Source organism: Dokdonia sp. Asnod2-E02 (assembly GCF_045063915.1).
Lineage (GTDB): Bacteria > Bacteroidota > Bacteroidia > Flavobacteriales > Flavobacteriaceae > Dokdonia.
On the sequence record NZ_JBEFNX010000005.1, the window covers coordinates 2253641 to 2267970 of the forward strand.

The 14330-nt window shown below is 38.8% G+C and carries 12 protein-coding genes; 3 read left to right on the forward strand and 9 right to left on the reverse strand.

The genetic code is table 11. The features are described from left to right. Positions 1–13 precede the first annotated feature (13 nt). The 5 genes from ACJJVM_RS10195 to pyrH form a co-directional block, all read right to left on the reverse strand. A complete protein-coding gene (locus ACJJVM_RS10195) occupies positions 14–559 on the reverse strand; it encodes a pyridoxamine 5'-phosphate oxidase family protein (RefSeq protein ID WP_405211609.1) in 546 nt (181 codons plus the stop codon). A 76-nt stretch (positions 560–635) separates the two neighbouring features. Next, positions 636–3053 (reverse strand): RND family transporter, encoded by a 2418-nt coding sequence (locus ACJJVM_RS10200; RefSeq protein ID WP_021778110.1) that lies wholly within the window; start codon positions 3051–3053, stop codon positions 636–638. Between the two features lie 151 nt (positions 3054–3204). Next, the gene (locus ACJJVM_RS10205) at positions 3205–5325 is read right to left on the reverse strand and encodes a DUF5686 family protein (protein WP_405211610.1); all 2121 of its coding nucleotides are present in this window, start codon (positions 5323–5325) and stop codon (positions 3205–3207) included. Positions 5326–5404: 79 nt separating this feature from the next. Beyond that, positions 5405–5962, reverse strand: a complete 558-nt coding sequence (gene frr / locus ACJJVM_RS10210) for a ribosome recycling factor (protein WP_021778112.1) — start codon at positions 5960–5962, stop codon at positions 5405–5407. Positions 5963–6017: 55 nt separating this feature from the next. After that, on the reverse strand, positions 6018–6725 hold the full coding sequence (gene pyrH, locus ACJJVM_RS10215) for a UMP kinase (RefSeq protein ID WP_035325606.1): 708 nt from the start codon (positions 6723–6725) through the stop codon (positions 6018–6020). Between the two features lie 213 nt (positions 6726–6938). On the opposite strand from pyrH, the gene ACJJVM_RS10220 reads away from it, so the two are divergent. Next, on the forward strand, positions 6939–7637 hold the full coding sequence (locus ACJJVM_RS10220) for a spondin domain-containing protein (protein WP_405211611.1): 699 nt from the start codon (positions 6939–6941) through the stop codon (positions 7635–7637). 78 nt (positions 7638–7715) lie between these two features. On the opposite strand, the gene tsf is transcribed toward ACJJVM_RS10220, so the two are convergent. From tsf to rplM, 4 genes are all read right to left on the reverse strand, one after another. Then, positions 7716–8681 (reverse strand): translation elongation factor Ts, encoded by a 966-nt coding sequence (gene tsf, locus ACJJVM_RS10225; protein ID WP_298353637.1) that lies wholly within the window; start codon positions 8679–8681, stop codon positions 7716–7718. Between the two features lie 90 nt (positions 8682–8771). Then, the gene (gene rpsB, locus ACJJVM_RS10230) at positions 8772–9572 is read right to left on the reverse strand and encodes a 30S ribosomal protein S2 (RefSeq protein WP_021778116.1); all 801 of its coding nucleotides are present in this window, start codon (positions 9570–9572) and stop codon (positions 8772–8774) included. 208 nt (positions 9573–9780) lie between these two features. Beyond that, positions 9781–10167 carry a 30S ribosomal protein S9 gene (rpsI, locus tag ACJJVM_RS10235; RefSeq protein WP_021778117.1) on the reverse strand — a complete coding sequence of 129 codons (387 nt, stop codon included), beginning with the start codon at positions 10165–10167 and terminating at the stop codon, positions 9781–9783. Then, entirely contained in the window at positions 10168–10623 is a 456-nt protein-coding gene (rplM, locus tag ACJJVM_RS10240; protein WP_405211612.1) for a 50S ribosomal protein L13, read from the reverse strand. 294 nt (positions 10624–10917) lie between these two features. Here rplM and ACJJVM_RS10245 point away from each other — a divergent pair, with 294 nt between their 5' ends. Both ACJJVM_RS10245 and ACJJVM_RS10250 read left to right on the forward strand, forming a co-directional pair. Then, on the forward strand, positions 10918–13611 hold the full coding sequence (locus ACJJVM_RS10245) for a DUF5916 domain-containing protein (RefSeq protein WP_405211613.1): 2694 nt from the start codon (positions 10918–10920) through the stop codon (positions 13609–13611). A 180-nt stretch (positions 13612–13791) separates the two neighbouring features. After that, on the forward strand, positions 13792–14292 hold the full coding sequence (locus ACJJVM_RS10250) for a hypothetical protein (RefSeq protein WP_405211614.1): 501 nt from the start codon (positions 13792–13794) through the stop codon (positions 14290–14292). The last annotated feature ends 38 nt before the right edge of the window (positions 14293–14330 follow it).

The window sequence follows — 14330 nt, forward strand, 5'->3', positions numbered from 1 at the left end:
CGAAAGCGTAATTTTAAGGATTTATAAAGCGTCCTTCCCACTCATCATTAGTCTTTGTAAACGATGCTCGTATATGGTTAGGCCTCTTAAGCTGAAGGTATTCTATCTGTGTAGGAGCAAATGCTATAATGGTGAAAAAATGCGTTGCTTCTAGATAAGAGACTTCATCTGGGTTTGAAAGGGTAGCTCCAGGAGGCTGTGCGGTGGTATAATCTTTTTTTGAATTAGGTTGCACACCTGTGTAGTATTTGGCAAGCTCTGTTGGATCTGTAACAATACTTGCTGTTGCGGTCACCTTAACCTGAAGTAACTTTTTAGGGTGATAAAAAAGTAAACTGGCCGTAGGGTTTTGTAACAGCTGAGCGATTTTTGAAGATCTGCTATCTGTATAGATACGTAGCGAGAGGTCGTCTTGTACTTGCCTTAGTACTACGGTGCGTAGCTGCGGGATACCACCTGCATCTACCGTACCTAAAGTAATGTATCTAAAAGGATGCCCTTTCTTATTAATACCTAGGGAGAACTCCTTTTTTACCTCGTCAAAATATTGATCTAGCATTGCCTTTTTTTACAAAGATACGCGCTAGCGCTTAGCTTTATAAAAGTGTAATAGTCACTATTATGTGTTTACAGGCTTATTGCTTGTCTTTAGTTTTAGTACCAGCCGGATCTTCATCACCTTCACGATCTACAATTTGAAGTGCAGGTTCTTTAAAGACATCTTTATTTGCAATTTCAGACTCAAGAGAGAGTAGGAGTGATGGTAATAATAGAAGGTTTGCAAGCATTGCAAATAATAGCGTTGCACTCACAAGACCACCTAGTGCTACTGTACCGCCAAAACTACTTATCATAAATACCGAGAAGCCAAAGAAAAGCACAATAGAAGTGTAGAACATACTTACTCCCGTCTCACGTAGTGAGGCATACACAGACTTTTTAATCTTCCACTTGTTTGCTTTAAGTTCTTGTCTGTATTTGGCAAGAAAGTGTATTGTGTCATCTACAGAGATCCCAAAGGCAATACTAAAAACAAGAATCGTAGATGGCTTGATAGGGATGCCTATAAAGCCCATCATACCTGCTGTAACTAGTAGTGGCAGTAGGTTAGGGATGAGGGATACAATAATCATACGTAGTGATTTAAACATCCACGCCATAAATAAAGCAATGAGTAATATGGCTAGTGATAGGCTTATCACGAGATTCATCACGAGGTAGTCTGTTCCTTTTTGAAAAACGAGAGCAGTACCCGTCATTGTCACCTCATAGCGCTCTTCTGGAAAGAGTTTATCGATTTTGAGCTGTATATTTTCTTCGGCACGCTCCATCTTGTCTGTGCCTACATCTTTCATAAATGTAGTGATTCTAGCATATTGCCCAGTACTGTCTACATAGGCTCCCATAAGGTTTTCGTCATTATCAAAACTCTTTGCATACGGCAGTATAAAGTTACGCTCGTTGCTGGTAGGGAGTTGGTAATACTTAGGGTTGCCATTAAAGTAAGCTTGCTTTGCATACTTCACAAGATTTACAATAGAGATAGGAGCAGAGAGCTCTGGTTGCTCTTCTATAGTAGTGCTTAGCTCTTCCATTCGCTTGAGGGTAGAGAGCTTCATTACACCTTGTTTTTTCTTAGTGTCTATAAGAATTTCAAGCGGCATAATACCATCAAACTCTTCTTCAAAAAACTTGATGTCTTTGTAGAAGCCAGCCTTTTTAGGCATATCCTCTATAAGCGAGCCAGAGATACGTATTTGATAGATCCCTATAATACTTAATGCAAGTAATAATACACTTGATGCATAAATGGTTGTACGCCTGTTGCGCACCATACGTTCCATCCAGTCTACAAAACCTTCTATCCAGTTTTTACCTAGGTGCTTGAGGTGTTTCTCCTTAGGAGGAGACATATAACTATATAAAATAGGAATGATGAGAAGGCATAATAAAAATATCGCAATGATATTTATACTCGCCACGACACCAAACTCACTAAGTAGCGAACTCTCTGTTAAGATAAAAGTTCCAAAACCAGAGGCCGTAGTAATGTTAGTCATTAAGGTGGCGTTACCCACTTTTGTAATCACTCTCTGGAGTGCTTTTACTTGGTTACCGTGATTTTTATACTCTTGCTGATATTTATTTATTAAGAAAATACAGTTAGGAATCCCTATCACAATAATAAGCGGCGGGATGATAGCTGTAAGTACAGTGATTTCATACCCTAGTAATCCTAAAAACCCAAAAGCCCACATCACACCTATTATCACCGTTACCATAGAGATAAATGTGGCTCTGTAAGATCTAAAGAAGAAGAAAAATATAAATGAAGTCACGAGTAATGCTGCACCTACGAAGATGCCTATCTCATCTATAATGTTTTGAGCATTAAGCGTGCGTATGTAAGGCATACCACTCGTGCGAACTTTAATATCGTGTGCCGCTTCAAAATCTGCAATGGCAGGGATGAGGTCGTTCACCACAAAGTCCCTACGGGCTGGTGTATTTATTAAATCTTTTTTGAGATATACTGCAGAGCGCACAGTACCTGTCTCTTTATTGTAAATGAGATTCTCGTAAAAAGGTAAATCGTCAAAGAGTAGCTTTCTGTAACTAGCAGCACTCTCTGCGGTGAGCGTACTGTCTGTCATAAAAGGCACAAGGTCAAAACGCTGTGGCTCCTCTTGCTTGTCTAGTATTTTTAAATCCTTAAGTGATAAAGAAAGTGCAACTGCATCTGCCTGAGCAATTCTAGCAGAGAGCTCATTCCAAGCGGTAAGTATTTCTGGCGTAAAGAGGCGCTCGTCTTGTATACCTAGTACGATGAGGTTACCCTCCTCGCCAAATTTATCTTTAAAATTTTGATACTCTAGATTTACCTCGTGGTCATCTGGCAGAAGATTTGCCTCCGTATATGTAAATCTCATATGACGCCACTGAAATCCTAAAAATACAGTAAACGCTAAGACAAGAATGATTATTAACGGACGGTTGCGTAGTATAATACTCGCTACCGATTCCCAGAAACCCTTACTTAGAAATTTTGCCATTGCCTTGTTTTAAGCCGTGCAAAGATATTCTTTTGAGAGCAGATACTTGGAGAAAATGCGAGCGGCTTGTGGGTAATGTGTAGACCGCTTTCGCGAAAGCGTAAAAAAATTAACCTAGGTTCATAAAAATCCAAACAGCTAGGTCTATTGATTAAAGTTTTAGGTTGAAGGTAAACTTAAATGCAATGTTGTCTTCCCAGTTAGGTAAGTGGTAAGCCCCATAACGATATGTCAAACTCGTACCAAAACCGAAAAGAAGCTTATTGAGTTCAAAACCTGTCTCAGTATATCCCTTGCTTAATGAACCAAAAGCGTCTATATCAAGGTGGTCTTCTGGATTGCGTATGTCGCCTAGCGCAAAACGACTTATAAAGACCATCTCTGGCTTGAAGCGCTTTGAGATATTAAAAGGTGCGAGTCTATGCTTTATTTGAGCAGTAAATAATCTATCTGAAAAGAACTCGCCAAAATACATAGTCTCAAAACTATTAACTCCCGCTACAGAGAATCGCTGCAGTATGGTTTCCTTAGTAGGCGCATTTGGAAATGCGTGAAAGAGGTGGGTGATAGGTAAGTCTCCAAAGGCAATATTACCCTCAAGAAGAACTTCGGTTGCCGTTTTATTGAGTCTGTCTACACGATAAAACATTTTTGCAGCCAGTTTTGTAAATGCAAGATCGCCTCCCAGGCCATCTACTGCTTGAGAGATTTGTCCAGAGATGATGGGGTGACCCTCATAAACAGGAAGCACATCGCTATCTGTTTTTAAATATTTATTAGACGGGCTCCATCTAAAAGATGCTGTTGCCTCTGTTACATCATAATCACGTATAATCTCACCATCTTTATTGTAGCGGTAGGGTGTGGTCTGATCTAAGCGTCTATGGGCAATTTGAAATTCAGATAATATTTGTGGGGTAAGTCTATACTCTAGATTGATGCGCGTTGTGCGGTGTTTGTAAAACTGTGTAATATTTACAAGACGAGGTTCAAAGAGTGAGTACACCCTGCGATCTGTGAGATATGCATAGTTACCTACCTCCTCAAGGTCACTGTTATATGTCGCAGAGATCCAAGCACCTTTATCTGGATTAAGTAAGTAGCCTCCACCTATTCCATATTTAAGATCTTTATCCTTAAAACCGTATGCTGTGTAGCCTTCTAGTCTAAAGCGTTTTGAAAAAGACTCATTTGTAACGCCGCCTATGCCTAGTCGTAATCCCTCATAGTTATTAAACTTCACAGGGTAGGTAAGATCAAAATCGAAAGCTTTAAAGCTAAAATAGCCTATGCTAAAGTTGTTGGTAGTACCTAGTCTACGTTCAATATTTTCGGCATTTACTATTTTTTCTATTTCAGAAAAGCTTCGCTTGTCTTTGCTTGTGAGTTTTTCGGGGCGGTATTTTTGCCAGAAACTTTCTGTTTTCTCACTAGCGCCTTGGTCAAAGGTAATTGCATATTTTGAAAGCTCTTGATTTATTGCAGTGTTTACTTTAAAATCACTCATTGTTGTGGTAGACACTAAAAACTTGCGGCTTACCATATTTTCTAGCACTTCATTTTCAATAGTACCAATAGAGATACGTCCCTTAAAAAACGAAAGTTGCCTGTCTTCACTTCCCTTGTCTAAAAATAGTTCTCTACGTACAGGTAGATAAATATTATTTTCTTCTATGTACGTGTATTCTTGGTTCAATACGATATTGAGCTTGTCGCTTATGCGTACTTTAATGTCCTTTATAGCAAATGTTTCCTGGTCAAGAACCATTGTGCCTGTAAGCCCCGGGATGCGCTTAGGTGCTTTTGGGCTAAATGAAATAATGTAATCTTCTCCAGGAGCGCTTTCTTGAAGTGTATAGTTGTAGTTACGTACGCCTCTTTTAGAAAGTATGCCGGCATATCTATTATTGAAAATGACAAAATCACTGTCATAAAATGAGCGAGACTGTATGTTTACAGCAAAGACTTCATATCTTGGGCTCTTAAAACCAGCTAGCTGGTAGCCCATAATTTCTTCTGTAAAGTCGCTCTCACGATCATATTGAACTAGACTAGCCTTTTCAGAAAAGAAGTTGTGTGAGCTCCCGTTGAGGCTGTCTGTGATAATCGTTTTCTCATATGCGTGTAGCGAAAATGACTCTAGCGCTTCTCGAGGGTCATTTTGTGATTTATTATCAATTGCCTTTTGCACTATAGCATCTGCTGTAAGTGTGGTTTGGGCGCTTAGTGTAGCACTGCAGATAAGTGAAAGGAATACGAAAATTATACGCATAGAAATTGTTGTAACGTAAATGTATCAAAAAAGCGACCCAAGAGGTCGCTTTTTGTAATTGTTTAACTACTGTAAGTAATTACACGGTCATTATCTCTGTTTCTTTATTAGCAAGAACCTCTTCTATCTTTTTGATATGAATATCAGTAAGTTTTTGAATATCTACTTCGGCATTTGCTTTCTCATCTTCAGAGGCGCTGTCTACTTTTTTGATATCGTTGTTTGCGTTTTTGCGATCATTACGCACACCTACTTTTGCATCTTCTGCTTCAGCTTTGGCTTGCTTTACAAGCTCTTTACGACGCTCCTCAGTAAGTGGTGGTACATTTATAATAACACTCTCACCGTTATTCATAGGGTTGAAGCCTAGATTACCATTTATAATGGCTTTTTCTATTTCTTGAATAATAGACTTCTCCCAAGGTTGGATAGATATTGTACGACCATCTGGTGCAACTACATTTGCTACCTGACTAAGAGGTGTTGGACTCCCGTAGTAATCTACCATTAAACCTTGAAGCATTGCAGGGCTAGCTTTTCCAGCTCTAATGGTAAGTAGGCGTTTCCCTAAGTGCGTGATAGCATTATCCATTGCTTCCTTTGCACTATCTATTATAAATTTTAAATCTTCGTTCATCGTAATATTAATTGTGATAACAAGTTTACAAAAATTGAGCCAATATTCTGTGGGCTTAGTTTACCGTAGTACCTATTGAGTCATCTCCAGAGACTACTTTCATTAAGTTGCCACGTGTATTCATATCAAAAACAATGATAGGTAGTTCATTTTCTTGACTTAGGGTAAATGCAGTTGTGTCCATTACTTTGAGTCCTTTACTTAGTACATCATCAAATGATATATGATCATACTTCACAGCATCTGTATTCTTTTCTGGATCTGCTGTATAAATACCATCTACACGAGTTCCTTTTAAAATCACATCTGCTTCAACTTCTATTGCTCTAAGTACAGCTGCAGAGTCCGTTGTAAAGTAAGGGTTACCAGTACCTCCGCCAAAAATTACTACACGTCCTTTTCTAAGGTGACTCATAGCCTTACGTCTTATAAAAGGTTCTGCTACTTCATTTATTTTAATTGCAGTTTGTAGTCTTGTCTTTACATCTGCTGCTTCAAGTGCATCTTGTAATGCTAGGCCGTTTATAACCGTCGCGAGCATTCCCATATGATCACTTTGTACACGGTCCATACCTTTGCTTGCTCCTGCCACACCTCTAAAGATGTTACCACCGCCAATTACAATGGCAACTTCAATCCCTTTTTCGGTCACTGCTTTAATGTCTTCTGCATATTCTGCTAGACGTTTTGGATCAATACCATATTGACGTTCTCCCATTAGCGCTTCTCCAGAAAGCTTCAGTAAAATTCTTTTGTATTTCATAGTGTCTAAGATTATGCAAATATAATGTTTAAACCTTTTTTTAAAATCACTTAATGGAAGAAACCAATAAATTTAGGGGAGTAAAGTGGTGAATGAGGTTAGATTTTATAAAAGCTTACCCCGCATCTACTATTCTTTAGTATCTTTAGTTTCCTTATAAGTGAGTTAGCACTCACGCCTGAAAATAATTATTAACAAACTCAAAACAAGGAAATGAAATTTAAATTTAAATATGCTTTAATAGTATTAAGTATGATTATACTTAGTTGTGGTAGTGATGATGATGGCAGTCCTGCTACAACGGTAGATAATGGTACCGATTTTGAAGGAAATGCGACCGCAGAATACACACTTACTTTTGACACCTCATTTAGTGAGGCAGATTTCCCGGAAGAGTATCCAAGTAATCCATCTTTTGGTCCTGTCATAGCTATCGTGCACTCGCCTAGTATTAATGTTTTTCAAAGTGGAAATGTTGCGAGTGATGGACTAGCTGCTTATGTTGAAACGGGTGATGTAGATGCTTTGGCTTCAGAACTTACTGGTCAAGAAGGTGATAGTGAAGGTTTGTTTTTTATACAGACAGCTAGTAATGCTAGCGCGGTTGGGACATCGTCTTTTGATATTACATTTACACCAACAAGAACAAGAGTAACTTTTCTAGCAAAGCTTAATCCTAGTCCAGATTGGTTTTTAGGAGCAGCGTCTCTAGATATTGTAGATGGTAATACTCTTAAAGATGAGATACAAGCAAACCTTGTATTGTTAGACGGTGGTACTAAAGTGGGAGAAACTTATGAATCATCTTCTGTATCAGAAAATAATACTATCGGAGTTTGTGAAGATGTTCCATATGCAGATGGAGGTGTTTTTGTAGAGAGTTTAGGGAATCTGACTATCTCAAGAAATTAGTAAAATCCAAACATTCTATAAACTAAAAAAGCCTCCACAATGTGGAGGCTTTTTTTTTATGGATAAGTTCTAAAACTATTAAGTTAAAGAAACTCTTTTAAATCCTTGTACAGATGCATCACCTTTTGAAGCAACAAATTCTGCTACGTTCTGGCTGTCGTCCATAATAAAACGTTGGTCAAGTAGTGCCTGCTCGTGATCTAGAGTAGTGTTATCTGCTACAAAACGCTCAACTTTACCAGGTACAATTTTGTCCCAGATTTGCTCAGGCTTTCCTTCTGCTTTTAACTGCTCTTTAATATCTGCTTCTGCCTTTGCAAGTACTTCAGGAGTAAGTTGCGACATAGAGATATACTGAGGTACATTCTTTAAAGTCTTACCAAGACGTCCAAGTTCGATGTTATCTTTTTCGATAGCTGCGATTCTTGCTTCAGTTTCTGATGCAACATATGCTGAGTCAAAATCTTTGTAAGAAAGTGTTGTAGCTCCCATAGATGCAACTTGCATAGATACACTCTTTGCAACCTCTGCAGCATTATCTGTAGCAGCAGTAAGTCCTACTAGAGCACCTATCTTGTTACCGTGTACATAAGAACCTACAAAAGGAGCTTCTAATGTCTCGTAACCACCTATTTCAATTTTTTCACCTATAACACCAGTTTGCTCGATAAGCTTTTCTGCAACTGTCATCCCATCAAAGTCTGCAGCAAGCATCTCATCTTTAGAATTTACAGAAAGAGCGATATCTCCCATTTTGTTAGCAAGTTCAACAAATGTATCGTTCTTAGTAACAAAGTCAGTCTCACAGTTAAGTGATACTACAACTCCGCGAGTGTTTGCGTCGTTAATCTTTGCAACAACAACACCTTCAGAAGAGTCTCTGTCTGCTCTCTTTTCTGCAACTTTTTGTCCTTTCTTACGAAGTACAGTTACTGCGTTGTCAAAATCACCTTCTGCTTCAACGAGGGCCTTTTTACAGTCCATCATTCCAGCACCAGTAGCTTCTCTTAATTTTTTTACGTCTGCGGCTGTTATGTTTGCCATTTGTATATGTTTTAAAATTGAAAAAAGTCGTCTAATCGTTTTCCGCAAAGAAAAGAATTAAACGACCTTTTAGTATTAACTTAATGTTATTTACTCTTCTTCTTCACTTGCAGCTACGGCAGCTTTTGCAGGCTTAGCTTTAGGAGCTTTTGCTTCTTTTTTAGGAGCATCTGCACCTTCTTTTTGAGCATCTTTTCCAGCTTTGCGGTCTGCAAGACCAGCGCTAACAGCGTCAGAAACAAAACCTACGATCTTGTCGATAGATTTAGAAGCATCGTCATTTGCAGGGATAAGATAATCTACTTCTCTTGGATCAGAGTTAGTATCTACCATTGCAAAAATTGGAATGTTTAATTTTTGAGCTTCTTTAATCGCGATGTGCTCTCTCTTAATATCTACAACAAATAGAGCGCCAGGAAGACGTGTCATATCTGATATAGAACCAAGGTTTTTCTCAAGCTTCTCACGAAGACGGTTCATCTGTAGTTTTTCTTTCTTAGAAAGTGTATCAAAACGACCATCTTGTTTCATACGGTCAATTGTCTGCATTTTCTTAACTGCTTTACGTATAGTAACAAAGTTAGTAAGCATTCCACCAGGCCATCTTTCTGTGATGTACGGCATATTTGCGTTACGAGCTTTTTCTGCTACGATATCTTTAGCTTGTTTTTTGGTAGCTACAAAGAGTATTTTTCTACCAGAAGCAGCAATCTTTTGTAGAGCCTCGCAAGTCTCTTCAATTTTTGCTGCAGTTTTATAAAGATTGATGATGTGTATCCCGTTACGCTCCATATAGATATACGGTGCCATATTTGGATCCCATCTTCTTGTGAGGTGTCCAAAGTGTACACCCGCATCAAGCAATTCTTTTATTTCGATGTTGTTTGCCATTTTTGTAATAGTTTACGTTCCGTTGGACATTAAAATTAGCAACTCCGTGTTACGAAGTTTAGATGCTAAACTAACCTTATTAAGATTCCGCTTTCGCGAAAGCATAATAAGCAACGACAACATTTCAATTAATTTAAATTTTTAAAAATAAGTAATTCTAAATCTCGCTTGCCATATAGCCTGAGCCACTTGCAAGTGAAGCGATATATTAACGCTTTGAGAATTGGAACTTCTTACGTGCTTTCTTCTGACCAAATTTCTTACGCTCAACCATTCTTGGGTCACGAGTAAGAAGACCTTCTGGCTTAAGGATAAGACGATTTTCTTCGTCTAGCTCACACATCGCTCTAGAAAGAGCAAGTCTGATAGCCTCTGCCTGACCAGTGATACCACCACCATATACGTTTACATTAATGTCAAAGTTACCTTCGTTGTTTGTTAAAACAAGTGGCTGGTTTACTTTGTACTGTAATGTTCCAGTAGGGAAGTAGTTGTTCAGTTCTTTTTTGTTTACAGTGATTTTACCTTCTCCTTCAGTAAGATAAACACGAGCTACTGCGGTCTTACGACGACCGATTTTGTGTAAAGTCTCCATTTACTTGATTTCGTTTAGGTTAATGGCACGAGGCTTCTGCGCTTCCTGATCGTGCTCTGCTCCTGCATACACTTTAAGGTTGCGGAAGATTGCACTCCCCAATTTGTTTTTAGGTAACATCCCTTTTACGGCAGCTTCTACTACACGTGTTGGATCTTTTTCGTAGAGTTCTCTAGCTGTAAGACTACGTTGCCCTCCTGGGTATCCAGTGTGACGGATGTATGATTTTTCCGTCCACTTGTTTCCAGATAATTGCACCTTTGCAGCGTTTATGATAACAACGTTATCTCCACAATCTACGTGAGGTGTAAAACTAGGCTTGTACTTACCGCGTAAAAACTTAGCTACGATAGAAGACATACGTCCTAGCGTCTGTCCTTCTGCATCTATCAAAACCCACTCCTTGTTTACGGTAGCTTTGTTTGCAGATACTGTTTTGTAACTTAATGCGTCCACACTAATTAATTTTAATTAAACATTCCATTTCCCGTCTAAAAACGGGTTTGCAAAAGTACATAAAATTATTTATCACACAAACCTCTGTATCACTATATTTTGTAAGCATTTTTTTTCAATAATATATTCTATCATTTACAGTACTTTTTTGGTCTATATAATAGGTGTTGTTTACGCTTTCGCGAAAGCGATATTTTACCCTACAAAAGTTAATAAAATCTTAAAAAACTGTTTAGGTTGTCACAACGCTTGTTTTTATAAGTCTCTCTAATATCATCAACCAAAAACAACCTAATGTATCTTACAGTCAATCGCCTACGAGCAGTAATCATTTTTTTCTTTCTAAGTTCCCTGTCTTTATTTGCTCAAGTAGACTCTACCAAAATAGCCATTGCAAGAAAAGTCTATACCACAAATACCTTTACCGGTGATGCGCCTAAAATAGATGGAAACCTATCTGATGGTGCCTGGACTAGCGTGCCGTGGTCTACAGATTATTTACAGTTTGAGCCAGATGTAGGCACACCGCCTACACAGCAAACTAAGATGAAAATCACCTATGATGCAAAAAATCTGTATGTGGCCTTTCACTGTTTAGAGAGTGATAAGTCAAAACTAGAAAAAAGATTAGGCCGTCGTGATGACTTTCCGGGTGATTGGGTAGAGATTAATATAGATAGTTATAATGACGATCGTACAGGTTTCTCATTTACAGCCTCTGCCTCTGGAGTAAAAGGTGATGAGTTTATATCAAATAACGGAAACTTTGATAGCAGCTGGAATCCTATCTGGTATCTCGCCACCTCAGAAGATGAAGAGGGGTGGACGGCAGAGATGCGCATTCCTTTAAGTCAGTTGCGTTTTAGTGCAGATGATGAGCAGGTGTGGGGTATACAGTCTACAAGACGCTACTTTGCAAATGAAGAGCGTTCTACCTGGCAACCTCTGCCGGCAAATCCTCCTGGGTGGGTAAGTGAGTTTGGGGAGCTGCGTGGTATAAAAGGAATAAAACCTCAAAAGCAATTAGAAATACAACCCTTTGTACTGGGGCAGTACGATACTTTTGAAGAAGAGGCGGGTAATCCCTTTAGAGATGGGGATGACTTTAGTGGCAATGTAGGTCTTGATGCAAAAATTGGTATCACAAATGACCTTACACTCGATCTCACGGTAAATCCAGATTTTGGACAAGTAGATGCAGACCCTGGAGCTATAGCGCTAGATGGATTTGAGATTTTCTTTCAAGAGCGTCGACCTTTCTTTGTCGAAAATAAAAGTGTCTTTGATTTTAGAGTGGGTGGTGGTGCAGATAATGTTTTCTTCCCAAGACGTATAGGGAGGACTCCACAAGGATTTACTACCTCAGACCCAAGTAAGGGAGAGTATGAAGACTTCCCTATTAACACGACTATACTGGGTGCAGCAAAATTTAGCGGTAAAACTAAAAACGGATGGACTATAGGTGTGCTTGAGAGTGTCACGGCAAAAGAGTTTGCAGAGATAGAGCTAGACGATAGAGAAGAAATCACAACACAACTCGAGCTTAGCGATGAGCTAGGTGCAAAAAGAGAAGAACAGGTAGAGCCTCTTACTAACTACTTTGTGGGTAGAGTTCAAAAAGATTTTAATGATCGTAACTCTTTTATAGGAGCCATATTTACAAACACAACACGTAATATGGAGCGCAGCTTAGACTTCTTACATACACAAGCCTACTCTGGCGGTATAGATTTTAACCATAACTGGAAAGATCGTAAGTATTACATAACTGGTAGAGGGATTATAAGCCGTGTTAACGGAGATCCTCAGGCTATACTTAATACACAAACCTCACTTACACATTTATATCAACGTGTAGATGCAGACCACGTAGCGGTAGACCCAAATGCTACAAGCCTCTCTGGTACAGGAGGAAATCTTGCCATAGGTAGAGGTAGTGGTAAGTGGCGCTATGAGCTAGGTGGTAACTGGAGGTCTCCTGGTCTAGAGCTTAACGATATAGGCTTCTTGCGTCGCGCAGACCGTATTGTACAATTTGCAAGTGTAAGACGCTTCTGGAACAACTCTACCTCTTGGTATAGACAAGCAAATGTAGGTGTAGAGCAAACTACACAGTATGATTTTCAAGGTAACTTTAATCGCATTCAGTATGAAGGTAGGGCAGAGATAAACTGGAAAAATAACTGGTTTACAGAAGTAGGTGGTGCGCACAAACCTCGCATATTTATAAACTCCTTTTTGAGAGGAGGGCCACGGTGGAGATTTAGTGAAGAGAACTTTTACTTTGCAGCTGTAGGTACAGACCAACGCAAGAAGTTGAGCGCAGTTGCGATTTATGTAAACTCGCAAGCAAAGCAAAATAACTTCTCATTTAACCAGTACGAGCTTAGACTTAACTACCAGCCGCTAGATGCACTAAGTTTATCACTCTCTACAGTCTATGAGAAAAACCCAAACAGAACGCAGTATGTATCTCAACAAGCCTACGAGCCAGCTCAATATAATACGAGGTATATAACAGGAGCGATTAATCAAGAAACTTTGAGCGCAACACTACGTGTTAATTATAACATCAACCCTAATTTTACTATACAATATTATGCGCAGCCGTTTATAGCAAAAGGGACCTATACTAATTTTAACTACGTAGCAGATAGCGAAAACGAAGATCTTAACAAGCGAGTAACCTTATTTAATCAAAACCAAATAAGTACTGTAGATGGTGGTTATGCTGTAGATGAAGATGAGGACGGGAGTGTAGATTATGCCTTTGGAGATCCAGATTTTAACTTCGTTCAATTTAGATCAAACCTCGTGGCGAGATGGGAGTATAAGCCAGGCTCTGAGCTATTTTTAGTCTGGTCACAAGGTATCGAAGGTGGAGCCTCTACAGAAGATAGCCTCTTTGATGCGGCAGATAGTCAGATACTTGGACAGCAAATCAGAAATACATTTTTAGTGAAATGGACGTATAGATTTGTATTGTAATAAAAATTATGCCTCAAATGCACCCCAAAACTTGTATGTTGGTTTTGGGGTTTTTTACGCTTTCGCGAAAGCGTAACCTGTTTTATTTGAGATTGTTAAAATGTATTGAAAATAATTTAAGCACCTTCTGCACTTAACTACAATTAATACGTTATATCTTTGCCTAGTTAAATCTACCTAATGAAACATTGCCTATATCTCTCGTTATTGCTACTTGCTTTTTTAAGTTGTGGTGAAGATGAGTCTAAAAATCAGTCACCTATATCTGAGGTAACTTATAGGCAAATCTCTTATACCGTAGAGACCGCCATAGACTTAAATAATGATGGCGTTGCCTCTACAGATTTACTTGAAGAAAATGAGCAAGTGCTCAATCCTCAAGAAATCACTTTTAAAGCAAATAATACTATAATCCCGCCTTATCAAATTACAACTTGTGTAGCTCAAAATGGTGATGAACTTATGGAGTTTGTATGTCTTACTGTTGAGAACTATTTGCAACCGCCTAGTTATACAATTAATGGTAATACAGTTGTTATAGATACAGGTCTAGTAGGGGAGTTATCACAAGATCTTGATACCTTGAGATTTCAAGAGTTTTTACAAAGGGATCATCTCAATAATTATCCTCACGGAGATTTTAATAATCTTGCAGCAGTCTCAACATATGTGAGGGAGTAGTGTAGGGATTACATAAATAAAACTATAAAAGCCAAATG

Coding starts and splice junctions, on each gene's coding strand:
- ACJJVM_RS10245 (WP_405211613.1), top strand. CDS start 10,918: ATGTATCTTACAGTCAATCGCCTACGAGCAGTAATCATTTTTTTCTTT.
- tsf (WP_298353637.1), bottom strand. CDS start 8,681: ATGGCAAACATAACAGCCGCAGACGTAAAAAAATTAAGAGAAGCTACT.
- ACJJVM_RS10200 (WP_021778110.1), bottom strand. CDS start 3,053: ATGGCAAAATTTCTAAGTAAGGGTTTCTGGGAATCGGTAGCGAGTATT.
- ACJJVM_RS10195 (WP_405211609.1), bottom strand. CDS start 559: ATGCTAGATCAATATTTTGACGAGGTAAAAAAGGAGTTCTCCCTAGGT.
- rpsB (WP_021778116.1), bottom strand. CDS start 9,572: ATGGCAAACAACATCGAAATAAAAGAATTGCTTGATGCGGGTGTACAC.
- ACJJVM_RS10220 (WP_405211611.1), top strand. CDS start 6,939: ATGAAATTTAAATTTAAATATGCTTTAATAGTATTAAGTATGATTATA.
- ACJJVM_RS10205 (WP_405211610.1), bottom strand. CDS start 5,325: ATGCGTATAATTTTCGTATTCCTTTCACTTATCTGCAGTGCTACACTA.
- pyrH (WP_035325606.1), bottom strand. CDS start 6,725: ATGAAATACAAAAGAATTTTACTGAAGCTTTCTGGAGAAGCGCTAATG.
- frr (WP_021778112.1), bottom strand. CDS start 5,962: ATGAACGAAGATTTAAAATTTATAATAGATAGTGCAAAGGAAGCAATG.
- rpsI (WP_021778117.1), bottom strand. CDS start 10,167: ATGGAGACTTTACACAAAATCGGTCGTCGTAAGACCGCAGTAGCTCGT.
- ACJJVM_RS10250 (WP_405211614.1), top strand. CDS start 13,792: ATGAAACATTGCCTATATCTCTCGTTATTGCTACTTGCTTTTTTAAGT.